Raw genomic sequence first — 25,177 nt, forward strand, 5'->3', positions numbered from 1 at the left:
AGGCGGCGTTTTCGCATTCGCGTCGAAGTGACCGGCCGCCCCGTGTGTGGCGGCCTTCTGTATGTCCGCCCCGGGGGCATACGAAAAAAGGGGCGTGGACAGTGGAGATCAGCGGATATACCACGGCCGGCGGCATCGCGGTCGAGCGCCGGGTGCGCGAGGTGCCCGAGGAGGCGCTGGAGGAGATCGTCACGTCGCTGGGGGAGCGGCGCGGCGGGGCCTTCTCGTCCGGCATGGACTACCCGGGCCGTTACAGCAGGTGGGCGTTCGGTTATGTCGATCCCTGTCTGGAGATCGTGGCGCGGGGGCGGCGGATCTCCGCCCGCGCGCTCAACGAGCGTGGACAGGTCGTGCTGCCGGTCGTCGCCTCCTGCCTGCTGGCCGCGGGCAAGCCGGTGTCCGAGCCGACCCAGGGCTATGTCGAGGTGCACGTCCCCGAGTCCGAGGATCTGCTGCCCGAGGAGATGCGCAGCCGCAGGCCCACGGTCTTCACCGCCATCCGCGAGATCATCGCGGCGTTCCGGTCCGACGACCCGCACCTCGGCCTGTACGGCGCCTTCGGCTACGACCTCGCCTTCCAGTTCGAACCGATCCGCTACCGACTGACCCGGCCCGGTGACCAGCGTGACCTGGTGCTGCACCTGCCCGACCGGCTCGTCGTGATCGACCGGGTCCGCGAGACCAGCGTCGAGCACTGCTACGAGTTCACCGTGGACGGCGTGTCCACCAGCGGCCTTGCGCGCGCCGGCGAGACGATCCCCCTGGTCACGCCTCGCGAGATCCCGCCGGACCCGGTGCGGGGCACCTACGCCGAGGTCGTCGCCAAGGCCAAGGAGAAGTTCCAGCGCGGTGACCTGTTCGAGGTCGTCCCCGGCCAGGTCTTCCACGGTGCCTGCGCCGACCCGTCCGCCTTCTACCGCTCGCTGCGCACCGAGAACCCCGCGCCGTACGAGTTCCTGCTCAACCTCGGCGACGGCGAGCACCTGGTCGGAGCCTCGCCCGAGATGTACGTCCGGGTGACCGGCGACCGCGTCGAGACCTGCCCGATCTCCGGCACCATCGCCCGCGGGGCCAACCCCGTCGAGGACGCCGAGGCCATCCGCACGCTCCTGTCCAGCGTGAAGGAGGAGTCGGAGCTGACCATGTGCACGGACGTGGACCGCAACGACAAGTCGCGGGTCTGCGTCCCGGGCAGCGTCCGGGTGATCGGCCGGCGGCAGATCGAGATGTACTCCCGGCTGATCCACACCGTCGACCACATCGAGGGCCGCCTGCGCCCCGAGTTCGACGCACTCGACGCGTTCCTCACCCACATGTGGGCCGTCACCGTCACCGGCGCCCCCAAGACGTGGGCCATGCAGTTCATCGAGGACAACGAGGAGACCACGCGGCGCTGGTACGGCGGCGCGGTCGGCTTCATCGGCTTCGACGGCTCGATGAACACCGGCCTGACCCTGCGCACCGCGCAGATCCGCGACGGCGTCGCCGCCGTGCGCGCCGGGGCCACGCTGCTGTACGACTCCGACCCCGAGGCGGAGGAGCGGGAGACCGAGCTCAAGGCCAGCGCCCTGCTCGGCGCGCTCGCCGCCTCCGCCCGCCCGCAGGACCAGGTGCGGATCGAGCCCCCGGCCGACCTGCCGGGCGAGGGCCATCGGGTGCTGCTCGTGGACCACGAGGACTCCTTCGTCAACACGCTCGCCGACTACTTTCGGCAGCAGGGCGCGTCGGTGGTCACGCTGCGGCACGGTTTCCCGCCGGAGAAGCTGGAGGAGATCGCGCCCACGCTCGTCGTGCTGTCGCCCGGCCCCGGCTGGCCGTCCGACTTCGGCTGCTCGGCCCTGATCGAGGCGCTGTACGCCCGGAGGCTCCCGGTGTTCGGGGTGTGCCTTGGTCTGCAGGCCATGGTCGAGCACGCGGGCGGCACGCTCGAACTGCTGCCGTACCCGGAGCACGGCAAGCGCGGCCTGGTCCGCCGCGAGGGCGACAGCGCGCTGCTCGACGGCCTGCCCGGCGAGTTCGTCGCGGCGCGCTACCACTCCGTGCACGCCAAGGAGCCGGGGGTCAAGGGCTTCCGGATCACGGCGTACACGCCGGACGGCGCGGCCATGGCGATCGAGGACGCCGAGAACCTGCGCTTCGCGGTGCAGTTCCATCCCGAGTCGATCCTCACCACGCAGGGCGGCGCGGGGGCGAGGATCATCGCCAACGTCCTGCGGCTGTGCACACGTCATGGATGAGTAAAGAGGCCGTTTAGGGCGGCGCCGGCGCGGTGGGGGAGCCGTAGAGTCCACTGCCGTGCCGGAGCCGAGACCCCAGACGAGACCGAGCGACATGCTGCCCGTACCCCTTCCCGACGCGGTGCGGGCGGCCCTGCTGGCGCCGTTGATCGACCAGCACTGTCACGGGGTGCGCCGCGACGACACCACCAGATCCGGCTTCGAGCAGCTCATCTCCGAAGGAGGCGCGCCCGCCCCGCCCGGGACCACGCACTTCGACACCCCGGCCGGTGCGGCGATCCGCCGCTGGTGCGCGCCGCTGCTCGGCCTGGAGCCGCACGCCTCGGCCACCGTCTACCTGTCGCGCCGTGCCGAGCTCGGCGCGGCCGAGGTCAACCGGCGGCTGCTGCGCGGCACCGGGGTGTCGGCCTTCCTGGTCGACACCGGGGCCGACGTGCCCGCGCTGCTGTCGCCCGCCGAGATGGGACGTCTCGGCGCGGCCGCGGCCGACGAGATCGTCCGGCTGGAGCAGGTCGAGCAGGACATCGCCGAGGCCGGGCTGCTCGCCGCCGACTACGCCGGGATGCTGCGGGACGAGCTCGCGGCCCGCGCGTCGCGCGCCGCCGCGCTCACCTCGGTCGCGGCGCACCGCTGCGGTCTCGGCTTCGACCCCTCACGGCCCTCGCGCGGCAGCGTGATCGCGGCGGCCGGCCGCAGGCTCGCCGACCCCAAAACCCGTCTCGATGATCCCGTCCTCGTGCGGCACCTGCTCTGGGCGGCGGTGGACGTCGCCAGGGAGCGGGGCCTGCCGCTGCAGTTCCACTGTGGTTTGTCCGGCTGTGGTCTGTCCGGCTGCGGGCTGCCCGGCATCGGCACGGGCGTCACGGGCCCCGGCGGCACCTGCGTGGGCGACACCGCGGTCGCCGGTCATCCGGCCGATCCCGCACTGCTGGGCGGATTCGTCCGCGCCCTCGCCCCGCTCGGAGTGCCGGTCGTCCTGCTCGGCTGCTACCCCTACCACCGCCAGGCGGCGTGCCTGGCGGCCGTCTTCCCGCACGTGTACGTGGACGCCGGGCCCGCCGTCGCCCACACCGTCGCCGGCTCCGCCCACGTTCTGCGTGAGCTGCTCGAACTCGTCCCGTTCCACAAGCAGATGTACGGCTCCGGCTGCCACGGCGCCGCCGAGCTGTGTTTCCTTGCCGCACTCTGCCACCGCCGCGGCCTGGCCCGCGTGCTCGCCGACCGGATCGCCGAGGGCGAGTGGAGCCCGGCCGACGCGGCCCGGATCGCCCACATGATCGGCTCGGGCAACGCACGCCGTGTCTACCGCCTTTGAACGATATTCGGCTACCCCTAAATTATGGAAATATTCCCGGCGAAAGCCATCCTTCGTTTTGGGGATGATTTTCGCTTTACTTGACGGAATAATCGCGCCCGATGGCTGCGATAGAGATCAGAAACCTCATGAAGTCGTTCGGGCCGGTGAAGGCCGTGGACGGCGTTTCGTTCAGTGTGGAGGCCGGATCCGTCACCGGATATCTCGGCCCCAACGGAGCCGGCAAGACGACCACGCTCCGCTGTCTGCTCGGCCTGGTCACGCCCGACTCGGGTGAGGCGCTGGTGAACGGCGAGCGTTACGTCACGCTCTCCCGGCCGACGTCCGAGGTCGGCGCCGTGCTCGAGGCCACGAGCTTCCACCCCGGCCGCACCGCGCGCAACCACCTGCGCATCCTGTGCACGGCGGCCGGGCTGCCCGACGCCCGCGCGGACGAGGCGCTCGAGCAGGTCGGCCTCGCGGACGCCGCGGGCAAACGCGTGGGAGGCTTCTCGCTGGGCATGCGGCAGCGGCTCGCGCTCGCCTCCGCCCTGCTCGGCCGGCCCCGGGTGTACATCTTCGACGAACCGGCCAACGGCCTCGACCCGGCGGGCATCGAGTGGCTGCGCGGGTTCCTGCGGCACCTCGCCCATGACCAGGGCGCGGCGGTGCTCGTCTCCAGCCACGTCCTGGCCGAGGTCGAGCAGACCGTCGACGACGTCGTGATCATCGCCAAGGGCCGGCTGGTGCGTCAGGGGAGCCTGGCCGAGCTCACGAGCGACGGCGCGGACGTGGTCCGGGTGCGTGCCGCGGAGACCGCCGACCTGGCGCCGGCTCTGGAGGCGGCGGGCGGCGTGGTCGAACAGGCCGGCGACGGCCTGCTGCGCGTGCGCGGGCTGGACACGGAGGCCGTCGGCAGGATCGCGCTGGACCGGCGGATCGTGCTCACCGAGGTGGCACAGGAGCGGTCAGGACTGCACAAGGTCTTCCTCGACCTGACGGAGGGGCGATGAGCGGGCTGGTAAAGGCCGAGTTGCGCAAGCTGTTCACCACCCGGCTGTGGTGGATCATGCTGCTCGTCATGCTGCTGCTGGCCGCGTTGCGCCTCGGGTTCCTCATCGCGTTCGCGGGAGTGGAGCAGAACGGCGCCGCGCTGCCCGCGCGGGACAGCGCGCAGTGGGCCGAGACCGCGTGGTCGGCCGGGGCCGCCGGCGGGATCTTCGCGATGATCCTCGGCGTCGTCCTCGTGACCTCGGAGTACCGCTACCAGACGATCACCGGCACCTTCCTCGCCACCCCGCGGCGCAACCGGGTGATCGTCGCCAAGCTGGTGACCGGACTGCTCGTGGGCGCGTTGTTCAGCCTGGCCGTGCTGGTCTTCCAGGCGGTCACGGTGATCCCCGCCGTGACGCTGTCCGGGGGCGAGTTCTCCCTGTCCGCCTCGCGCATCCCGCAGATCAGCCTCGGCATCCTGATGACCCTCGCGTTGTACGCGGTGTTCGGCATCGGGCTGGGGGCGCTGGTCCGCAACCAGATCGCCGGGATCATCGGGGCGATCGTGTGGGCGTACGTGATCGAGAACATCTTCATCGGGATCCCGGCGCTGCAGAGCGTGGGCAAGTGGCTGCCCGGCGGCGCCGCGCAGGCGCTGCTGAGCATCGACCTGGACGTCGCCGGTCTGGGCGCCCCCGAATGGCTGCCCGCCTGGGCGGGAGCCCTCGTCCTGATCGGCTACGGCCTGCTGTTCGCGGCCGTGGCCACCGCCACCACCGTCCGCCGTGACATCACCTGACCGTCCACGCCCGGGGGCGAGTCGCGATCGAGGGGCCGGAGCTGGTTTGCTTGGACGGTCACAACCGGCACCGAACGTCACGGGGAATGTGAATGCGCAGCGTTGAGCCCGAGGTCTTCCTCGTCGCCAAACCTTCTGTCGACTACGACGAGCTGGCCCGCTACCTCCAGGAGGTCGGCGGGGAGTCCTGGCTGGAGCGGCTGGAGCGCGGCGAGTTCGACGCCCAGAACCTGGCCGAGTTCGCCGGGCGGCTGTGCTACCGGTCGTTCGAGCCGGGCCTGAACCCGAACGTCACGAGGGTGCGCACCGACCAGGACGCGTACCTGACGAACATTCTGGCGTCGGCGCACGGCAGCGTGCTCGAGCACCTCAGCTTCAGCTTCGTGCTGCACAACGTCTCGCGGGTGCTCACCCACGAGCTGGTGCGGCACCGGCCCGGCGTGGCGATCTCGCAGGAGTCGCTGCGGTACGTCCGGCTGAGCGACATCCCGTTCTGGTTCCCCGAGTGGGCGCGCGAGGACGCCGAGCTGATGAAGCGGGCGACCGAGATGCTCGACCGGATGGAGGAGTTCCAGAACTGGATGGCGGCCCACTTCGGGCTGGACGAGGACGGCGTGCCGTTCGCGGAGAAGAAGCACCGCACCTCGTTCATGCGTCGTTTCGCGCCCGAGGGCGTCGCGACGGGCCTGGTCTGGACGGCCAACGTGCGCACCCTGCGGCACACGATCGAGGCTCGTACGGCCGCGGGCGCCGAGGAGGAGATCCGCGTCATCTTCAACCGCATCGGGGAGGTCATGCGGGAGGAGGCCCCGGCGCTGTTCGGCGACTACGTCGTCGAGGACGGCGCCTGGGTGCCCGGCTACCGCAAGGTCTGAGTCAAGGCCCGAGCTTCAGGATCTGAAGCCGCAACCGCCACGTGGCCGCCGGAGGGGGCGACCGCGTGGCGGCGGAGGCGGAGTGGTCGCGGTCAGAGGACGGCGGCCCGCACGCACAGCACGTCGGGCAGGTGACGGGCGATCAACGACCAGGTCTCGCCGGCGTCGGCCGAGCCGTACACCTCGCCGTCCCGGGTGCCGAAGAACACCCCGGCAGGCCCGGCGGACATGGCGTCCCTGAGCACCGAGGCGTGCACCGGGCCCTCGGGCAGCCCGGAGGAGAAGCCCTTCCACGTGGCCCCGGCGTCGTCGCTGCGGAACACCTGATAGCGGTGGCCGAGCGGCGTCCGGTCGACGTCCCCGCGCAGCGGGAAGACGTACAGCCTGTCCGGGTCGTCCGGGTCGACCGCGATCGGGAACCCGAAGTCGGAGGGCAGGCCGGTCCCGATCTCGGTCCAGGAGTCGCCGAAGTCGTCGGACCGGTAGACCCCGAAGTGGTGTTGCAGGTAGAGCCGCTCGGGCATCGCCGGATGCTGCGCCACCTTGTGCACACACTGGCCGAACTCTGGATACTGTGCGCCCTCCGGAAAGAAGGGGGCGCGGATGTTCTTGTTGGACGGCCGCCAGGTGGCCCCCGCGTCGTCGCTGCGGAAGAACCCGACGGCGGAGGCGGCGATCCCCAGACGTCGCGGGTCGGTGGGATGCGGAATCACGGTGTGCAGGCACAGGCCGCCGCCGCCGGGCTGCCACCGCGCCCGGGTGGGGTGGTCCCACAGCCCGTCGACCAGGGTGTAGGTGGCCCCGCGGTCCTCCGACCGGAACAGCGCGGCGGGTTCGGCGCCCGCCCAGACCACATCCCGCTCGGCGGGCGACGGCTGGAGCTGCCACACCCGGGCCAGCGCGGCCCCGGTGCGTTCGGGGAAGGCGACCGGCGGGGCCGTCGCCTCCTCCCAGGTCGCGCCGAGATCGTCGGACCACATCACCGACGGGCCGAAGTGGCCGTACTCGATCCCCGCGAGAAGGCGGGGCGTGCTCCCGCGGGTGTCGATCGCGACCGAGTGGATCCCGATGGTGGAGAACCGCACGGGCTCGACCTCGAACCTCCAGGCTCCCGAGGCGCGTGCGAGGAACAGTCCCTTTCGGGTGCCGATGGCGAGCAGTGCGGTCATTGGTCCTCCCGTGTACCGATTTCGATTGTGTTTTCGATTCGATCCTGCCAGGAAGCCCTGCTGTACGCCCGCCGTTCCGGTCAAGCCCCTCTCTGTGCCGTGTCTCTCTGTGCCGTGTCTCTCTGTGCCGTGTCTCTCTGTGCCGTGTCGCACTGGACGGGGTCGCGGTGGATCCGGGAGAGCGGCACGCCCGAGTGCCGCAGGCGCCGTACGGTCTCGTTCACCATCGCGGGCGGGCCGCAGACGTACGCCTCGTGGTCGGCCCACGAGTGGAACCTCTCGACCACGTTGGGAAGCCGGCCGCGCATCCCGTCGTAAGCCAGGTCGTCGGAGACCACCGGGATCACCCGCAGCCAGGGGAAGGCCGCCTCCATCCTCGCCAGGTCCGGCATGTCGTACAGGTCGCGCGCGTGCCGGACGCCGAACAGCAGGTGGATGTTCGGGCGGTCGCCGGAGGCGATGACGTGCTCGATGACGGCCTTGAGCGGCGCGAGGCCGGTGCCCCCGGCGACGCACAGCAGGTCGCGGTCGGACCTGGGCGGCGTCATCGTGCCCACCGGCGGGCCGAGCAGGAGCTGGTCGCCGATGCGTGTGTGGCGGACCAGCGCCGTGCTCACCCAGCCGCCGGGAACGGCGCGCACGTGCAGGCGCAGCGTGCCGTCCGCGCGGGGCGCGTTGGCGATGGAGAACCGCCGCCACACCCGCGGCCACCTGGCCGTCTGGACCGTGACGTACTGTCCGGGGACGAAGTCCATGCGCTGCGAGGGGCGCAGCGTGAGCACCGCGATGTCCCGGGTGCGCGTCTCGTGGTCGATCACCTCGGCCAGCCACCAGGGGGGCGTGGACTCCGAGGCGGCGGCCTCGATCATGATCTTCGTCGCCATGGCGTACGCCTCGGTCCACGCGGTCTCGATCTCGCCGGTCCAGATCTCGGCGGCGAAGTGCCTCATGGTGGCGAGAAGGGCGCTTCCCACCGCCGTGTAGTGCTCGGGAGACACGCCGTACTTACGATGGTCGCGCCCGAGCTGGGCGAGATAGGACGCCAGCCCTTCCGGGCTGTCGAGCATCCAGACGACTCTGGTGAGCGCATCGAAGAGCCGGTCGCGCTGCACCGACATGCCCGGCGGGAACATGCCCCGCATGTGCGGGCACTGCGTGAACAGTCGTCCGTAGAAGTAGGCCGCCGCCTTCCCGGCGACGGGTTCGACGGCCGAGAAGCTTTCCTTGACGAGGCGCGGATTCAGCGACATCAGTTGTGTCCCACCCTAGGGACCGGAATCGTGCTCCGGTCTGTCGATCCACCTCCCTGACGGCTCCGGGTGACGAGCGCCGGCGGCCCCGGCTCGACCGATCGCTCAATCGCGAGTGTTCCACTCGCTCTCAGCGGTAACAACCGATTCCCCGCAAGGCAACCGACTGTGAACACTTCGTTATTTTTCGTGACGTCCGCGATGTGACGGGTGTGACTGATGCGAATTTCGGCCAAATAGAGGAAAGATCTGCGCCATGATGAGCCTGCCTGCTCGCACACCCCAGGAGATGGCCCATGGCGCGTCCCATCGTCGGCATCACCACTTACCTCGAGGCCGCGCGCTGGGGCACGTGGGTCCGTGAGGCGGCGCTCTCGCCCCAGGCGTACGCGCGCGCGGTGGAGAAGGCGGGCGGCGCGCCCGTCCTGCTGCCGCCGCTGAGCCCCGTGTCCGCCGGCGACTACGTGCGCCGCCTGGACGCGGTCGTCCTCGCCGGGGGCGTCGATGTGGATCCCGCGCTGTACGGCGAGGTCGCGCCGGGCGAGCCGGACGACGACGGGCTCGGCGGGCCGCAGCCCCAGCGTGACCGGTTCGAGACGGCGCTGGCGCAGGCGGCGGTGGAGGCGGACGTGCCGCTGCTCGCGATCTCGCGGGGTATGCACGTCCTCAACGTCGCCCAGGGCGGCACGCTGATCACCTCCCTGCGGGAGTCGGTGGGCCACGACCGCCACGAGACGGCCGGGCATGTGGTCACGGTGAGCGTGACCAGCAAGCTCGGCAAGGCCGTGGGCGACCGCGCGGAGGTGACCGGCGCGCACCACCGTGCCGTCCGGCGGCTCGGCGCCGGCCTGATCGCGGTGGCCTGGGCCGACGACCAGATCGTCGAGGCGATCGAACTGCAGGGCCACCGATTCGCGGTCGGCGTCCAGTGGCACCCCGAGCGCGGCGCGGACAACCGCCTGGTCGAGGCCCTGGTGGACGCGGCCCGCCCCTGACCCGTACGGGGGCGGTGCCCCGGCGGCGGAGGCGGCACGGGCCGGCCGTGCCGTCGGCGCAGCGCCGGGCCACCACCTGCGACCGCGGCCGGGCAGGTGAGCCTCACCCGACGCCGCTGCCGCCTGCGCGGTCGTGTCGGCGGGCGCTGTTACTGTGCGGGGCATGGCGTTGCATCCCCAGGCGGAGGCCTACCTCAAGCTGTTCCCCTCGGATCTCGGCGTCGACCTCGCCTCCCTCACCCGCGAGCAGATCGCCCGGTTGCGGTCCCTGGACGGGATGGCCGAGCAGCGCGGGCCGAGGATCGACCTGCCGGTGGTCAGGGACGAGACGGCGGCCGGGGTGCCGATAAGGATCTATCGCCCGCAGCCGGGCGAGCATCCGCTGCCGGTGCTCGTCTACTTCCACGGCGGCGGCTGGGTCTTCGGCAGCGTCGAGCGCAACGACGCCCTGGGCCGCGACTTCGCCCACAGGACCGGGGCGGTCGTCGTCTCGGTGGACTACCGCCTCGCGCCCGAGCATCCGTTCCCCGCGGCCGCCGAGGACGCCATCGGCGTGGTCCGCGACGTGCACGCCCGTCCCGCGTTCTACGGCGCGGACGCGCGCAGGGTGGCGGTCGTCGGCGACAGCGCCGGCGGCAACCTCGCGGCGGTGGCGGCCTGGCTGGCCAGGGACGCCGGGCTCCGGCTCGCCCACCAGGCGCTGATCTGCCCGGTCATCGACGTCGCGGCCGACACCCGCAGCTACGGGACGTACGCGAAGGGGTTCGGGCTCGACGCGGCGGAGATGCGGTGGTTCATCGAGCAGTACGCCGGCGGCGCCGACCCCCGCGACCCGCGTCTCGCCCCTATTCACCTGCCGGACAAGTCGGGCCTGGCGCCCGCGACGGTGATCACAGCGGAGTGCGACCCGCTGCGTGACGAGGGCGCCGACTACGCGCGGGCGCTCGCCGAGGCGGGCGTCCCCGTGGAGCATCGCTGCTTCGAGGGCGCGCTGCACGGCTTCCTCGGCCTGCCCGGGTTCTTCGACCAGGCGCTGGAGGGCCGCGAGTTCCTCGCCGCCAGGCTCAGGGAGTCCCTGGAAGTCGCGTCGTGAGGGAGTACGAGAAGCTGAAGGTCGGCTGGGCGGCCGACGGCGTCCTGCGCGTCGTGATCAGCGAGCCGTCCCGGCGTAACGCCGTGGACCGCACCGGTCACCGCGAGCTGGCCGAGATCTGGCGCGACGTGGACCGCGACGACGACGTCAGGGCGGTGATCGTGCGCGGGGAGGGCGAGGCGTTCTCGGCGGGCGGCGACCTGTCGATGATCGAGGAGATGACCCGCGACCACGCCACGCGCCTGGAGGTCTTCGCCGAGGCCCGCGACATCGTCTACAACGTGCTCAACTGCGCCAAGCCCGTCGTCTCTGCGATCCAGGGCCCGGCGGTGGGGGCGGGGCTGGCCGTCGCGCTGCTGGCCGACATCTCGGTGGCCGGGCGGACGGCCCGCATCATCGACGGGCACACCCGGCTGGGCGTCGCGGCGGGCGACCACGCGGCGATCGTCTGGCCGCTGCTGTGCGGGATGGCCAAGGCCAAGTATCACCTCCTGCTGTGCGAGCCGGTCACCGGACAGCAGGCCGAGGCCATGGGGCTGGTGAGCCTGTGCGTCGACGACGACCAGGTCCACGACACGGCGCTGGACGTCGCGACGCGGCTGGCCGCCGGGTCGGCCGAAGCGATCCGGCTGACCAAGTACGCGCTGAACAACTGGCTGCGCATGGCCGGGCCGTCGTTCGACGCCTCGCTGGCCATGGAGTTCCTCGGCTTCACCGGCCCCGACGCCGCCGAGGGCGTGCTGGCCCTGCGGGACAAGCGCCCGCCCCGGTTCGGGCCGCGGTCGTGAGGAGAAGTCTCACAGGTGGACACGGCCGGGAGCCACTCGTGGAGGTTGCCGAACTCACGCGGACACGCCCAGACGTCCCCGGCGTCCGCGCTGATCACCGTGCTGGCGTACGGACCACGCATGTGCGGCTCCTTCCGCTGCCCCAAGTAGGTGCCCCGCACAGGCGGCGCGCAAGCGATCGGAAGCGGTCAGAAGCTTCTGGGCAGGCCGAGCACCTGAGTGGCCAGATGATTGAGCAGCAGCTCCTCGGTGACCGGCGCGATCCGGCCGATCCTGGCGTCGGCGAGCAGCCGCGCGACGGGATACTCCAGCGAATACGCCATGCCCCCGTGGGTCTGGAACGCCGCGTCGGCCGCCTCCCACGCGGCCTGCGAGGCCGTCAGCTTGGCGATGTTGGCCTCGGTGCCGCAGGGCAGCCGGTTGTCGAACGACCAGGCGGCCTTGTACAGCATCAGCCTGGCCAGCTCGATCTTGGCCTTGACCTGCGCCAGCGGGAACGCGATGGCCTGGTTGGCCCCGATGGGCCGGCCGAAGACCTCCCGCTGCCTGGCGTAGTCGACGCCCACCCGCAGCGCCACCTCGGCGCCGCCCAGGGCACTGGCCGCCAGCAGGATCCGCTCGGGGTTCAGCACGTCCCACAGCACGGCCACGCCCTTGTCCACTTCGCCGAGCACGCTGGAGGCGGGCAGCCGCAGCTCGTCGATGAAGACCATGTTGGACGGCGTGGTGTTCGCGCCCATCTTGGGGATCGGCCGGTAGGACAGCCGCCCCGCCGCCACGGCCTCCGGCACGTTAACCAGGAACACCGTCAGCCCGTGGGTGCGCGGCGTGGCCCGCGCCGCCGGGATCGTCCGGGTGACGAGCAGCATCCAGGCGGCCCGCTGGACACCGGTGATCCAGATTTTCTGGCCGTTGACGACGAAGTCGTCGCCGTCCCCGCGGGCGAAGGTCGAGATCGCGAGGGAGTTGGACCCGGCGTCCGGCTCGGTCAGGGCGAAGCAGGTCTCGATCTCTCCCGTCGCCAGCTTCGGCAGCAGGGCGGCCTTCTGCTCGGCCGAGCCGTGCCTGGCCAGCGTGAGCGCCCCGAACCCCGGCGTCAGCACGTACATGAACGCCGAACCTCCCGCCGAGCCGGAGGCCGACAGGGTCTCGGTGGCCACGGCCAGTTCGAGCAGGCCCTGTCCGGCCCCGCCGTACTCCTCGGGGACGGCCAGGCCGAGCCAGCCGCCCTTGGCGAGCTCCGCCCACACCTCCTCTGGCCAGCGTTTGTCCGATTCGCAGCGCTGCCAGTAGTCCATGTCGTATCGCGAGCAGATGTCCGCGATGCCCCGCCGCACCGCCTGCGCGCTCTCCGGCAGCGTGAAGTCCATGCCGCAACTCTAGAACGCGATTCGGTGCGTTGCGAGATCACCGGCGAGGCCGCCGGGCGTGGTGGACGAAGGCGGGCGGCAGGTTCCGCCAGACCGTGCGGCCCGCCACCACCTCCTCGAACGCCTCGCCCAGCCCGCGGCGAAACCGCAGCGCCGCGGGCAGGACGCGGGCGTGGACGTAGGAGAACGTGGTGAACGCACCCCCCGGCGCGAGCGAGGTCACCACCGCACGCAACAGGTCCGCCTGGTGGGCGGGGGGAAAGGCCGCCCAGGGCAGCCCGCTCACGATCACGTCGGCTGCGGCCACGCCCCGGCCGGCGAGCAGCTCGGGCAGCCGCGCGGCGCTGTCGACGACGAGCTCGACGCCCGGGTAGCGGGCGCCGAGACGGCCGGCCAGTCGTGGGTTGATCTCGATCGCCAGGTGCCGTCCGCGCCCCCCGAGGCGGCGCTGGATCTCGGCGGTGAAAGGACCGGTGCCCGGTCCGAGCTCGACCACGACGGGGTCGCCGCGCTCGGGGACGGGCACGCACACCGCCTCCGACAACCGGCGCGAGCTGGGCGCGACCGCCCCCGTCGCGGCGGGAGAGCGCAGGAACTGCCCGAAGAAGATCGCTGATTCGTTGGCCATGCGGCGACGCTAGGGCCGTGATCCCGCCCGGGCCGCCCGCCGTCCGGACCGACCTGGCGGCCCGGTGGATCACCGCGTACGGCCGTTCGGCGGACGGGACCGGCCAGAAGGAGGAGAGGCCGTCCTCCCACCGGAGGACCGGGTTCCGCGCGGGCGGGCGATAGCGTTCCCTCATGCGGTGGCCCCCGACACGCCGGATCCTCACCGGCAGGCCCTTCAGGCTCTCGCGCGGCACGGTTCTCGACATCGGCCTGGCGGCGTGCGGGACCGGGCTCGACGTGCTCGTCAGCGCGGGTTCCTGGAGCGGCCCCGGCCCGGCCCCGGCGTGGGTGGGAACGGGCTTCGCCCTGCTGGCCGGGCTGCCGATGGGCCTGCTGCGCCGACGGCCCGGCCCCGTGGCCGTCTACCTGTCCGTGCTGCTGGTGATCTGCGACCAGCTCGGCGCGTTCACCGTCAACACCCTGCAGGTCCTGCTGCCGATCTCCATGGGCGTGCTGGCCCGGTCGCACGGCTGGGGCTGGACGGCGCCGGCCGCCGTGCTCGCCTCCGCCGCGACGGCCGTCAACCTCGCCGACCCCGGCATCGCTGTCACGAGCAACACCTGGTTCTACTCCGTCGGTCTGATCGCGGCGCCGGTGCTGATCGGCCGTTACCTGCGCGGTCAGGAGGGGCGCCGCAAGGAGGACCCCGCGCCGCTGCTCGACCTGCTGCTCGCCGGCGGCGGGGTGGCGCTGTCGGTGCTGACCACCTGGCCGTACTGGCACGGTGGGGAGCTGCCGGTGTGGGCGGTCGCGCTCGGGGTGATGCTCGCGGGGCTCGCGCTGGGCGTCGTGCGGCACCTGCCCGGCGCGGTCCTGCTGCTGGAGAGCCTCGCGCTGGTCGTGGCCGACCAGTACGCCCCGAGGACCGGCAACAGCCTGCAACTGCTCGCCCTGGTGGCCCTCGGCGTCTTCGCGACCCGCGCCGCCTGGCCGTGGGTCGCCGCGGCGTACTCCCTGACCTGCTCGGTCGCCGCGATCGTGGTCGTGGACGATCCCGCCGACGTCACCCCGTTCCGGGTGGTCGCACTGATGACGATGGTGACCGCGCCGGTGGCGATCGGCCGCTACCTGGGCGTACGGCAGGCGCAGGCCCGGCACGCGGCGGAGCTCACGGCCGAACGCGGCCGGGCCGCCCGGCTGGCCGAACGGGAGCGGATCGCCCGCGAGGTCCACGACATCGTGGCCCACCACGTGGGCGCCATGGTGCTGCGGGCGAGCGCCGCGCAGTACGCGGGAGCGAGCGGACCGGCCGCCGAGGCGCTCGCCGACATCAGGGACACCGGGCACCGCGTGCTGGAGGACCTGCGCGGCCTGCTGGCCGTGCTGCGCGACCCGGACGAGACCCTGGGACCGGATCTGGGCGCGGACCTCGCGCTCGCGAACATGCTCGCCGACCCCGGCGACGTGCTGCGCGACGCCGTGGCCCGGATGTCGGCGGCCGGTCTGCGGGTGGACCTGCGCGTTTCGGCCGAGGCGGAGCACGCCCCGCTGGTGGTGCGGGCGTCGGCCGCGAGGATCGTCCAGGAGGGGCTGACGAACGTGCTCAAACACGCGGGGCCGGGGGCCCACGCGGAGGTCGACGTGAAGATGCGCCCGGACGCGCTCACCGTGGAGGTGCGCAACGGCCCCGGCACGTCCCGTCCCCCGGAGGCGCTGCCGTCCCACGGCCAGGGCATCGCGGGCATGCGGGAACGGACCCGCGCCTTCGGCGGGCACGTCACCGCGGGCCCGGCGGAGGGCGGCGGCTGGCGGCTCACCGCCTCGCTGCCCGTTCCGGGCGGCGGGCCGCACTGCCGGGTGGCGGGGAGGCCCGCGTGATCCGCGTCGTGGTCGCCGACGACCAGGCCCTGGTGCGGGCGGGCGTACGGATGATGCTGGAGGCGGCCGGGGACGTCGAGGTGTGCGGAGAGGCGGCCGACGGGGCCGAGGCCATACGGCTGGCCGAGCGGCACCGCCCCGACGTGGTGCTCATGGACCTGCGGATGCCGCGTGTCGACGGCCTGGAGGCCACCCGCAGGATCCTCGCGGCCCAGCCGTCCGCCCGGATCGTCGTGCTCACCACGTTCGCCGAGGACGAGAACCTCTACGCCGCACTGGGCGCGGGCGCGCTCGGGTTCCTGGTCAAGGACGACCCGCCCGCGCGGATGGTCGAGTCGGTACGGCGGGCCGCGACGGGGGAGGCTCCGCTCGCGCCGTCCGTGCTGCGGCGCGTCGTCGAACGGGCCCTGGCGGCCGAGCGGCAGGCGGTGCCGCTGCCGCCCGGCCTCACCGGGCGCGAGGCCCAGGTGCTCACCCTGGTCGGGATGGGCCTGTCCAACGCCGAGATCGCCGGACGGCTGCACGTGGGGGTCACGACGGTCAAGAGTCACGTCGCCGCGATCATCGACAAGCTGGGGCTGCGCAACCGCACGCAGGCGGCGGTGATGGCGCACCGGTTCGGATTGGTCGACACCGGGTTCAACCCGGTGACTCCTGGGCGGAGCGGCGGGGAGAGCGGCATGTAGGGTCTGGGGCGTGAACGCTGCCGAGGACCGGATCTGGACGGTGCCCAACCTGCTGAGCGCCCTGCGGCTGCTCGGCGTCCCCGTCTTCCTCTGGCTCGTGCTGGGTCCCCACGCCGACGGATGGGCCATCGCGCTGCTGGCGCTCGCGGGCTTCAGCGACTGGCTCGACGGCAAGCTCGCCCGCGCCTGGAACCAGATCAGCAGGCTGGGCCGGCTCATCGACCCGCTCGCCGACCGGCTCTACATCCTCGCCACCCTGGTGGGCCTGGTCCTGCGCGGCGTCGTCCCCTGGTGGCTGGCGATCGCGGTGCCGCTGCGCGACGTGCTGCTGCTGTGGATGCCGCCCCTGCTGCGCCGGCACGGGTACGGCCCGGCCCTGCCCGTCCACTTCCTCGGCAAGGCGGGCACCGCCGCCCTGATGTACGCGTTCCCGCTGCTCTTCCTCGCCTCGCACGAGGGGTGGTACGCCGAGATTGCCGCGATCTTCGGATGGGCCTTCGCCATCTGGGGAACTGGTCTGTATTGGTGGGCGGGGGTGTTGTATGTCGTACAGGTGCGCCAGCTAACGAAGGGGTGACCCGTGAAGGCCGTCGTCATGGCGGGCGGGGAGGGGACACGGCTGCGGCCGATGACCGCGAACCAGCCCAAACCCCTGCTGCCCATCATCAACCGGCCGATCATGGAGCACGTGCTGCGGCTGCTGAAGCGGCACGGGTTCACCGAGACCGTGGTGACGGTGCAGTTCCTGGCCGCCCTGATCCGCAACTACTTCGGCGACGGCGACGAGCTGGGCATGACCCTCCACTACGCCACCGAGGAGGTGCCGCTCGGCACGGCCGGCAGCGTGAAGAACGCCGCCGACAAGCTCCGCGACGACCGCTTCCTGGTGATCTCCGGCGACGCGCTCACCGACATCGACCTGACCGACATGCTCCGTTTCCATCGTGAGAACCGGGCGCTGGTCACCATCGGCCTCAAGCGCGTGCCCAACCCGCTGGAGTTCGGGATCATCATCGTGGACGACAGCGGCCGCATCCAGCGTTTCCTGGAGAAGCCCACCTGGGGCCAGGTGTTCTCCGACACGGTCAACACCGGCATCTACATCATGGAACCGTCGGTCCTCGACGAGATCGCCCCCGGCCAGTCCGTCGACTGGTCGTCCGACATCTTCCCAAGGCTCCTGGAGGGGGGCTGCCGGCTGTTCGGCTACGTGGCCGAGGGCTACTGGGAGGACGTCGGCACGCACGAGAGCTACCTCAAGGCCCAGGCCGACGTGCTGGAGGGCAAGGTCAAGGTCGACTTCGACGCGTTCGAGCTGGCTCCGGGCGTGTGGGCCGCAGAGGGCGCATCGGTGGACCCAGAGGCCGTGCTCAAGGGCCCTCTCTACATCGGCGACTACGCCAAGGTCGAGGCCGGCGCCGAACTGCGGGAATACACCGTGCTCGGCAGCAACGCCGTCGTCAAGGAGGGCGCCTTCCTGCACCGCGCCGTGGTCAGCGACAACGTGTACGTCGGCCCGGCCGCCCACCTGCGCGGCTGCGTGATCGGCAAGAACACCGACGTGATGACCGGCGCCAGGATCGAGGAGAACGCGGTCGTCGGAGACGAGTGCGTCATCGAGGCCGAGACGTACGTCTCCTCCGGCGTGAAGATCTACCCGTTCAAGACGATCGAGGCGGGCACCGTCGTCAACACCAGCGTCATCTGGGAGTCGCGCGGCCAGCGCAGCCTGTTCGGCCCCCGCGGGGTCTCCGGGCTGGTCAACGTGGAGATCACCCCGGAGCTGTGCGTACGACTGGCCAGCGCGTACGCCACGACGCTGCGCAAGGGCGACACGGTGGTCACCTCCCGCGACGCCTCGCGCGCGGCGCGCGCGCTCAAGCGCGCGGTGATCAGCGCGCTGAACTCCAGTGCGATCAACGTGGTCGACCTGGAGGCCTCCGCCCTGCCGGTCGCCCGCTTCAACACCTCGCGGGAGAACGTGCGGGGCGGCATCGCCGTGCGCACGACGGCGGGCGACCCCCAGAGCGTCGACATCGTGTTCATGGACGAGACGGGGGCCGACCTGTCCCAGGCGGCCCAGCGCAAGCTGGAGCGGGTCTTCTCCCGGCAGGAGTACCGGCGCGCGTTCCCCGGTGAGATCGCCGAGCTGACCTTCCCGGCGCGTGCCGTCGACACCTACGCCCGGGAGTTGCTGTCCTGCATCGACATGTCCGGGGTGAAGGACACGGAGATGAAGGTCGTGGTCGACTGCGCGGGCGGCACCTCCTCACTCGTGCTGCCGAACCTGCTGGGCCGCGCCGGGGTCGACGTGCTGACCGTGAACAACCGCCTCGACGACGCCTCGCCGACCGAGACGCTCGCCGAGCGCCGCCGCGATCTGCAGCGCCTGGCGGAGCTGGTGGCCTCGGCAAGAGCCGCCTTCGGCGTGCGGTTCGACCCGGTGGGGGAGCGCGTCTCACTGGTGGACGAGATGGGCCAGCTGATCAGCGAGGAGCGGGCGCTGCTCGTCGTGCTCGACCTGGTGGCGGCCGAGCGCCGGGGCGGCAGGGTCGCCCTGCCGGTCACCACGACGAGGGTCGCGGAGATGGTGTGCCGCTTCCACGGCGTGCAGGTCGACTGGACGGCCACGAGCCTCGACACGCTGACGAGGGCGGCGCGGCATCCCGACACGATCTTCGCCGGGGACGGGAAGGGCGGCTTCATCGTCCCGGAGTTCGCGCCCACCGTGGACGGCCTGGCGGTGTTCCTGCGCCTGCTCGGCCTGGTCGCGCGCACCCGGCTGTCGCTGAGCCAGATCGACGCCCGCATCCCTGAGGCCAAGCTGCTCAAACGGACCGTCCCCACACCCTGGGCGCACAAGGGCGCCGTGATGCGCTCGGTCGTCGAGGCGGCCGAGGGTCACCGCCTGGACACCACCGACGGCGTCCGCGTGGTGGAGGACGACGGAAGCTGGGCCCTCGTCCTGCCCGACCCCGCCGAGGCCGTCACCCACCTGTGGGCCGAGGGCCACGACATGGACACCGCGCAGGCCCTCCTGGAGCGCTGGGCCCACGTCGTCGAACACGCCGCAGGCTCCCGCTGACCTGCGGTTTCACTGCTCTTGAAAGATCACTGATCGGATGAATCCCGGTCGAGCGGCCGATGTGCGAAATGATGCAAGATCATGAAGAATGAAAGCCCAGGCCTGGGGCATCTCTGCCACCAATCGCAAGATCACGGGTGAGGGGTAGGGGATCGGTGGGGGGAGAGGCGGTGCCGAGGGTGGACGGATGCATGTGTCGGGATGGACCTTGAACCGCCGTGGGCTGTAGCGTTGGTCAGTCCGCGCCCATGCGCGGTCTTGACCTTTGTGCCTGATCAGCGTAAGTTGCGGCATTCGCAGTTTGAGCTAGTCCTAGAGCAAGTCGTGAGAGAGGCCGAGCCGTTCGATGCCCAGCGTCTACTGCACGCAGTGCGGTCATGCCAACCCCGAGGATGCCCGTTTCTGTTCACGATGCGGTTCGCCGCTGAGCGCTCCGGCGCCCGTCGCAGCCGACACGACCTCGACGATCTCACTCGAGGCGCTCGAGGCGGAGGCGGGCCAGACGCTTCTGCCGGACAGAGCGGCGGTCGAACAGCTGCCCCCCGGCACGGCTCTTCTGGTGGTCATGCGGGGCCCGAACGCGGGCAGCCGGTTTCTGCTCGACAGTGACCTCACTACGGCGGGTCGTCACCCGGAAAGCGACATTTTCCTGGACGATGTGACCGTGTCCAGAAGGCACGTGGAGTTCTACCGGCGCGGCGGCCAGTTCACCGTGCGTGACGTCGGCAGCCTCAACGGCACCTACGTCAACCGTGAGCGCATCGAGGAGTCCCCGTTGCAGGGCGGCGACGAGGTGCAGATCGGCAAGTTCCGGCTGGTGTTCCTCACGCGTGGTCCGGGAGGGTTGTGATCGGTGAGGAGGAGGAGTCATGAGCGCACAGGCCGTACGGGCGTTCATGAGCATCGGGGAGGTGCTCGGCCTGCTGCAGGGCGAGTTCCCGGACGTGACCGTCTCCAAGATCCGGTTTTTGGAGGGTGAGGGGCTGATCGAGCCCCAGCGGAGCCCGTCCGGGTACCGCAAGTTCACCTTCAACGACGTCGAGCGCCTGCGGTACATCCTGCGGGCGCAGCGTGACCAGTACCTGCCGCTCCGGGTGATCAAGGATCAGCTGGACGAGCAGGCGGCCCGCCCGCACGCCGTGTCCGACGGCGCCCCGCCCGTGCGCCTCAGCCGGGAGGAGCTGATCGAGGCCGCCGGCATCGACGAGGAGACCCTGGCCGAGATGGAGAGCTTCGGCCTGGTCGCTCCCGTCGCGCGCCGGTACGACGGGGAGGCCCTGGAAGTCGCGCGCAGCGTGGGGGCGCTGGCGCGGTTCGGCCTGCAGGCGCGGCACCTGAGGGCGGTACGTGCGGCGGTGGAGCGCGAGGCCGGCCTGATCGAGCAGGCGGTGGCCCCGCTGCTGAAGCGCAAGGCGCCGGGAGCGATCGCGGAAGCGGACGAGACCGCCCGCGAAATCTCCGGACTTCTCCAGGAACTGCACAATGCGTTACTGCGTGGGAGTGTTCGCGGCGTTCTAGGGCGGTGACCGGCACATCCGCTCCTCCGTGGGTGTTACGTTGAATGCCTGGTGATATGCCGCGACGCTTGAGACGGAGCCGCCCGTGTTGCAGATGGAGGTCGTGGGGGTTCGCGTTGAGATGCCCACCAACCAGCCGATCGTTCTCCTGAAGGAGACGAGCGGTGATCGGTATCTGCCGATCTGGATAGGCATGACCGAGGCGACCGCTATTGCGCTGGCCCAGGCGGAGGAGCCGCCGCCCCGGCCGCTGACCCACGACTTGTTCCGTGACGTTCTTGAGGCCTTGGGGGTGCGGTTGCGCACCGTCAACATCGTCGCGCTCCGCGATGGAATCTTCTTCGCCGACCTGGTCTTCTCCAACGGCGTGGAGGTCAGCGCGCGTCCTTCGGACTCGATCGCGCTGGCGTTGCGTACGGGGGCGACGATCTACGCGAGTGAGGACGTGATCCAGGAGGCGGGCGTGAGCATGCCCGACGACCAGGAGGACGAAGTGGAGAAGTTCCGCGAGTTCCTGGACAAAATCACGCCGGAAGACTTCGGCCGGGCGGGCTGACGTGCCGGACGATTTCGGGAGATTACGCTTCACGACGCGCCGGACGGGGTCGTTGACTGACGATGGCCCCGGTCCTACGGTGCAAGGGAAACCACGGTTGTAATTCACGAACCCCCAGATCAGACCGTGGGATGAGAGAAAGCCGGAGGTCCGCAGTGGCGGTCAGCAGCGGCGAGGGTAAGTCGGCCGGCCAGCACGACCCGGTTCGGCAGGCGGCGCGCGAGCGCGCCGGCGAACAGGGCCTGCTGTTCGACGAGCAGCCGACGGCGCTGCCCCAGGGCATCGGATACCGCGGGCCGACGGCGTGCGCGGCCGCCGGGATCACCTACCGGCAGCTCGACTACTGGGCCCGGACCGAACTGGTGCTCCCGACGATAAGAGCCGCTCAGGGATCCGGGTCCCAGCGACTGTACAGCTTCCGCGACATCCTCGTCCTGAAGGTCGTCAAACGTCTTCTCGACACGGGGGTCTCCCTCCAGCAGATACGCACCGCCGTACGGCACCTGCGCGACCGCGGCGTCAACGACCTGGCGCAGATCACCTTGATGAGCGACGGCGTGAGCGTCTACGAGTGCACGAGCGCCGACGAGGTGATCGACCTGCTGCAGGGCGGCCAGGGTGTGTTCGGCATCGCGCTCGGGCGGGTCTGGCGGGAGGTCGAGGGATCGCTCGCCGAGCTTCCGGGTGAGCGCGCGGAGCCCGCCCCGGATGCGGAGGGGGACCATCCGGCGGACGAGCTGGCCCGCCGCAGAAAGGCCCGCAGGACCGGCTGAGATCAATCGGGCAGGAGGGTAGTCATCTCCGATAACGGGTAGCCGGTAGAGTGGAACACGGCCGACGACCTCGTGCGGGAGAGACCCCTGATCGTTCAGGGGCGCCGAAGGAGCAACCTCCCCGGAATCTCTCAGGCATCCGTACCGCACGGACGAGGCGACTCTGAAAAGCAGGCCCGCCGGCCAGGCGGTGCCTCACCGAAGGGGAAAACCGGGCTCGACGGCCCGGTGAAGCTCTCAGGTCCGATGACAGAGGGGGAGACCGCTTCACGACCGGCCGCGCCCCACGGGCGCGGGGCGGTCGCCGCAGGTCTCGACCCGCCCAGGAGGCCCTCGTCATGACCGATCGCTCCACTCTTCGCGATCTTTCCGCCCCGCCCTTCGCGACCCGTCACATCGGCCCCTCCGATGCCGACCGCTCCCGCATGCTGGAGGCCGTCGGCTACGAGTCGATCGCCGACCTGCTCGCCGTCGCCGTGCCCGAGGCGATCCGCACGCGCGGTCCGCTGAACCTGCCGGAGGCGGTGGGGGAGGCCGAGGCCCTGGCCGAACTGCGCGCCCTCGCCGGCCGCAACCGGGTGCTGACTCCCATGATCGGCCTCGGCTACCACGACACGATCACCCCCGGCGTCGTCCTCCGCAACGTGCTGGAGAACCCGGGCTGGTACACCGCGTACACCCCGTACCAGCCGGAGATCTCGCAGGGACGGCTGGAGGCGCTGCTGAACTTCCAGACGGTCGTGTCGGACCTCACCGGCCTCGGCGTCGCCGGCGCGTCCCTGCTCGACGAGGCGACGGCCGTGGCCGAGGCGATGACGCTGGCCCGGCGGGCGAGCAAGGCGAAGACCGACGTGTTCGTGGTGGACGCCGACGCGCTGCCGCAGACCAAGGCCGTGCTGGCGACCCGTGCCGAGCCGCTCGGCATCACACTGGTGGAGTCGGACCTCGCCGGTGAACTGCCCGAATGCTTCGGGGTCCTCGTCCAGTATCCGGGCGCGAGCGGCCGGGTGGCGTCCTTCCGCGCCATCGCCGAGCGGGCGCACGCGCGGGGCGCGCTCCTGGTGGCCGCGGCCGACCTGCTGGCGCTGACCCTGCTGGATTCCCCGGGTGAGCAGGGCGCCGACATCGCCGTCGGCTCCTCCCAGCGCTTCGGTGTCCCCCTGGGCTACGGCGGGCCCCACGCGGCGTACATGGCGGTCCGCGAGGGCCTGCAGCGGCAGATGCCGGGCCGTCTCGTGGGCGTCTCGGTGGACGCCGACGGACGCCCCGCCTACCGCCTGGCCCTGCAGACCCGCGAGCAGCACATCCGGCGGGAGAAGGCCACCAGCAACATCTGCACCGCGCAGGTCCTGCTCGCGGTGATGGCGTCGATGTACGCCGTCTACCACGGCCCGGAGGGCCTCAGGAGGATCGCCCAGCGGGTGCACCGGCACGCGGCCGTCCTCGCCGCCGGGCTGCGCGAGGGCGGCGTGGAGGTCGTCCACGACGAGTTCTTCGACACCGTGCTCGCCCACGTGCCCGGGCGGGCCGCCCAGGTCGTGGCCGCCGCCGCCGAGCGGGGCGTGAACCTGCGCCAGGCCGGCGCCGACCACGTCGGCGTCGCCTGCGACGAGAAGACCACCACCGGCCATCTGCGGGCCGTCTGGGCGGCCTTCGGGGTCGCCGACGTGGTGCTCGAGGATCTCGACCGGGTCACCTCCGACGCGCTCCCGGCCGACCTGCAGCGGACCTCGGACTTCCTCACCCACCCGGTGTTCCACGCCCACAGGTCCGAGACGGCCATGCTGCGCTACCTGCGGCGCCTGCAGGACAAGGACATCGCGCTCGACCGCTCGATGATCCCGCTGGGCTCCTGCACGATGAAGCTCAACGCGACCACCGAGATGGAGCCGATCACCTGGCCGGAGTTCGCCTCGGTGCACCCGTTCGCGCCCGCGGAGCAGGCCGAGGGGTACGCCGAGCTGATCGCGACGCTGGAGGGCTGGCTGGCCGAGGTCACCGGCTACGACCGGGTGTCGATCCAGCCGAACGCGGGCTCGCAGGGCGAGTTCGCCGGGCTGCTGGCCATCAGGTCCTACCACCGGTCGAGGGGCGAGGGCGGCCGCGACGTCTGCCTCATCCCGTCGTCCGCGCACGGCACCAACGCCGCCAGCGCCGTCATGGCGGGCATGCGCGTGGTCGTGGTGGCCTGTGACGCGCACGGGAACGTCGACCTCGCCGACCTCGCCGCCAAGATCGACAAGCACCGCGACGCGCTCGCCGCGATCATGGTGACCTACCCGTCCACGCACGGCGTGTACGAGGAGACGATCGTCGAGATCTGCGAGCGGGTGCACGAGGCCGGCGGGCAGGTCTACGTCGACGGAGCCAACCTCAACGCGCTGGTGGGCCTGGCCAAGCTGGGCGAGTTCGGTGCGGACGTCTCCCACCTCAACCTGCACAAGACCTTCTGCATCCCGCACGGCGGCGGCGGGCCGGGCGTCGGCCCGGTGGCCGTCAAGGCCCACCTCGCCGAGCACCTGCCGGCGCACGTGTCGGCCGCGCCGTACGGCTCGGCGGGCATCCTGCCGATCTCCTGGGCGTACGTCAGGATGATGGGCGGCGACGGGCTGCGGCAGGCCACCGAGCAGGCGATCCTGTCGGCCAACTACCTGGCCCGGCGCCTCGCGCCGCACTACCCGGTGTTGTACACCGGCAGGGGCGGCCTGGTCGCGCACGAGTGCATCGTCGACCTGCGGCAGATCACCAAGGAGACCGGCGTCACGGTCGACGACGTGGCCAAGCGGCTGATCGACTACGGCTTCCACGCGCCCACGATGTCGTTCCCCGTCGCCGGGACGCTCATGATCGAGCCGACCGAGAGCGAGGACCTGGCCGAGCTCGACCGTTTCGCCGACGCGTTGATCGCCATCCGGGGCGAGATCGCCAAGGTGGCGTCGGGCGAGTTCGACAAGACCGACAACCCGCTGCGCAACGCCCCGCACACGGCCGAGTGCCTCACCGCCGACGAGTGGACCCACCCGTACTCGCGGGCGGTCGCGGCCTACCCCGTGCCCGGCCTGCGAGACGACAAGTACTGGTCGCCGGTGCGCCGCATCGACCAGGCGTACGGCGACCGCAACCTCGTCTGCTCCTGCCCGCCCCTCGAGGCGTACGAGGATTGATCGGTTGGGCATGTCGGCCCCGCCCGGCGGCCGGTCTCGTTAAGAT

The 25,177-nt window shown here is 71.4% G+C and carries 21 protein-coding genes and 1 riboswitch; of the genes, 17 read left to right on the forward strand and 4 right to left on the reverse strand.

The window, feature by feature from the left end:
- Positions 1-101: 101 nt before the first annotated feature.
- The 5 genes from AB0O28_RS07915 (at position 102) to thyX (ending at position 6,198) form a co-directional block, all read left to right on the forward strand.
- Positions 102-2,237, forward strand: coding sequence for an anthranilate synthase component I (locus tag AB0O28_RS07915; protein ID WP_363637529.1), 2,136 nt, complete (start codon positions 102-104; stop codon positions 2,235-2,237).
- A gap of 94 nt (positions 2,238-2,331) precedes the next feature.
- Entirely contained in the window at positions 2,332-3,552 is a 1,221-nt protein-coding gene (locus tag AB0O28_RS07920; RefSeq protein WP_363637531.1) for an amidohydrolase family protein, read from the forward strand.
- A gap of 101 nt (positions 3,553-3,653) precedes the next feature.
- A complete protein-coding gene (locus AB0O28_RS07925; protein ID WP_363637533.1) occupies positions 3,654-4,544 on the forward strand; it encodes an ATP-binding cassette domain-containing protein in 891 nt (296 codons plus the stop codon).
- Positions 4,541-5,323, forward strand: coding sequence for an ABC transporter permease (locus AB0O28_RS07930; protein WP_363637535.1), 783 nt, complete (start codon positions 4,541-4,543; stop codon positions 5,321-5,323). Before AB0O28_RS07925 ends, AB0O28_RS07930 begins: the two co-directional genes overlap by 4 nt.
- A gap of 92 nt (positions 5,324-5,415) precedes the next feature.
- Complete coding sequence (gene thyX / locus AB0O28_RS07935) at positions 5,416-6,198, forward strand: FAD-dependent thymidylate synthase (RefSeq protein WP_363637537.1); 783 nt, start codon at positions 5,416-5,418, stop codon at positions 6,196-6,198.
- A gap of 92 nt (positions 6,199-6,290) precedes the next feature.
- Here the strand turns inward: thyX and AB0O28_RS07940 are convergent, their stop codons facing one another.
- Together AB0O28_RS07940 and AB0O28_RS07945 are read right to left on the reverse strand one after the other, a co-directional pair.
- The gene (locus AB0O28_RS07940) at positions 6,291-7,367 is read right to left on the reverse strand and encodes an exo-alpha-sialidase (protein WP_363637539.1); all 1,077 of its coding nucleotides are present in this window, start codon (positions 7,365-7,367) and stop codon (positions 6,291-6,293) included.
- Positions 7,368-7,447: 80 nt separating this feature from the next.
- Positions 7,448-8,617, reverse strand: a complete 1,170-nt coding sequence (locus AB0O28_RS07945; protein WP_363637541.1) for a globin domain-containing protein — start codon at positions 8,615-8,617, stop codon at positions 7,448-7,450.
- A gap of 296 nt (positions 8,618-8,913) precedes the next feature.
- On the opposite strand from AB0O28_RS07945, the gene AB0O28_RS07950 reads away from it, so the two are divergent.
- From AB0O28_RS07950 to AB0O28_RS07960, 3 genes are all read left to right on the forward strand, one after another.
- Entirely contained in the window at positions 8,914-9,612 is a 699-nt protein-coding gene (locus tag AB0O28_RS07950; RefSeq protein WP_363637543.1) for a gamma-glutamyl-gamma-aminobutyrate hydrolase family protein, read from the forward strand.
- Positions 9,613-9,775: 163 nt separating this feature from the next.
- Positions 9,776-10,705, forward strand: a complete 930-nt coding sequence (locus AB0O28_RS07955) for an alpha/beta hydrolase (protein WP_363637545.1) — start codon at positions 9,776-9,778, stop codon at positions 10,703-10,705.
- Positions 10,702-11,493, forward strand: coding sequence for an enoyl-CoA hydratase/isomerase family protein (locus AB0O28_RS07960; protein WP_363637546.1), 792 nt, complete (start codon positions 10,702-10,704; stop codon positions 11,491-11,493). The genes AB0O28_RS07955 and AB0O28_RS07960 overlap by 4 nt, the downstream gene beginning before the upstream one ends.
- A 188-nt stretch (positions 11,494-11,681) precedes the next feature.
- Here the strand turns inward: AB0O28_RS07960 and AB0O28_RS07965 are convergent, their stop codons facing one another.
- Together AB0O28_RS07965 and AB0O28_RS07970 are read right to left on the reverse strand one after the other, a co-directional pair.
- Positions 11,682-12,863, reverse strand: a complete 1,182-nt coding sequence (locus AB0O28_RS07965; RefSeq protein WP_363637548.1) for an acyl-CoA dehydrogenase family protein — start codon at positions 12,861-12,863, stop codon at positions 11,682-11,684.
- 37 nt (positions 12,864-12,900) lie between these two features.
- Positions 12,901-13,491 (reverse strand): methyltransferase domain-containing protein, encoded by a 591-nt coding sequence (locus tag AB0O28_RS07970; RefSeq protein ID WP_363637550.1) that lies wholly within the window; start codon positions 13,489-13,491, stop codon positions 12,901-12,903.
- Positions 13,492-13,664: 173 nt separating this feature from the next.
- Between AB0O28_RS07970 and AB0O28_RS07975 the strand changes: the two genes are divergently transcribed.
- The 9 genes from AB0O28_RS07975 (at position 13,665) to gcvP (ending at position 25,131) form a co-directional block, all read left to right on the forward strand.
- On the forward strand, positions 13,665-15,350 hold the full coding sequence (locus AB0O28_RS07975) for a histidine kinase (RefSeq protein WP_363637552.1): 1,686 nt from the start codon (positions 13,665-13,667) through the stop codon (positions 15,348-15,350).
- Positions 15,347-16,036, forward strand: a complete 690-nt coding sequence (locus tag AB0O28_RS07980) for a response regulator transcription factor (RefSeq protein ID WP_363637554.1) — start codon at positions 15,347-15,349, stop codon at positions 16,034-16,036. The genes AB0O28_RS07975 and AB0O28_RS07980 overlap by 4 nt, the downstream gene beginning before the upstream one ends.
- Positions 16,037-16,046: 10 nt before the next feature.
- The gene (locus AB0O28_RS07985) at positions 16,047-16,613 is read left to right on the forward strand and encodes a CDP-alcohol phosphatidyltransferase family protein (protein WP_363637556.1); all 567 of its coding nucleotides are present in this window, start codon (positions 16,047-16,049) and stop codon (positions 16,611-16,613) included.
- A 3-nt stretch (positions 16,614-16,616) separates the two neighbouring features.
- Positions 16,617-19,121, forward strand: coding sequence for a mannose-1-phosphate guanyltransferase (locus AB0O28_RS07990; RefSeq protein ID WP_363637558.1), 2,505 nt, complete (start codon positions 16,617-16,619; stop codon positions 19,119-19,121).
- A 346-nt stretch (positions 19,122-19,467) separates the two neighbouring features.
- Positions 19,468-19,971, forward strand: coding sequence for an FHA domain-containing protein (locus tag AB0O28_RS07995; RefSeq protein ID WP_363637560.1), 504 nt, complete (start codon positions 19,468-19,470; stop codon positions 19,969-19,971).
- 19 nt (positions 19,972-19,990) lie between these two features.
- Positions 19,991-20,647: a MerR family transcriptional regulator gene (locus tag AB0O28_RS08000; protein ID WP_363637562.1), complete on the forward strand. Its 657-nt coding sequence runs from the start codon at positions 19,991-19,993 to the stop codon at positions 20,645-20,647.
- A 76-nt stretch (positions 20,648-20,723) separates the two neighbouring features.
- Entirely contained in the window at positions 20,724-21,194 is a 471-nt protein-coding gene (locus AB0O28_RS08005) for a bifunctional nuclease family protein (protein ID WP_139577972.1), read from the forward strand.
- A 155-nt stretch (positions 21,195-21,349) separates the two neighbouring features.
- Positions 21,350-21,967, forward strand: coding sequence for a MerR family transcriptional regulator (locus AB0O28_RS08010; protein WP_182907002.1), 618 nt, complete (start codon positions 21,350-21,352; stop codon positions 21,965-21,967).
- 65 nt (positions 21,968-22,032) lie between these two features.
- Positions 22,033-22,124: riboswitch (glycine riboswitch) on the forward strand.
- Positions 22,125-22,305: 181 nt separating this feature from the next.
- Positions 22,306-25,131, forward strand: coding sequence for an aminomethyl-transferring glycine dehydrogenase (gene gcvP / locus AB0O28_RS08015; protein ID WP_363637565.1), 2,826 nt, complete (start codon positions 22,306-22,308; stop codon positions 25,129-25,131).
- Positions 25,132-25,177 lie beyond the last annotated feature (46 nt).

Source organism: Microbispora sp. NPDC088329 (assembly GCF_040685655.1).
In the GTDB taxonomy this organism is placed as follows: Bacteria; Actinomycetota; Actinomycetes; order Streptosporangiales; family Streptosporangiaceae; genus Microbispora.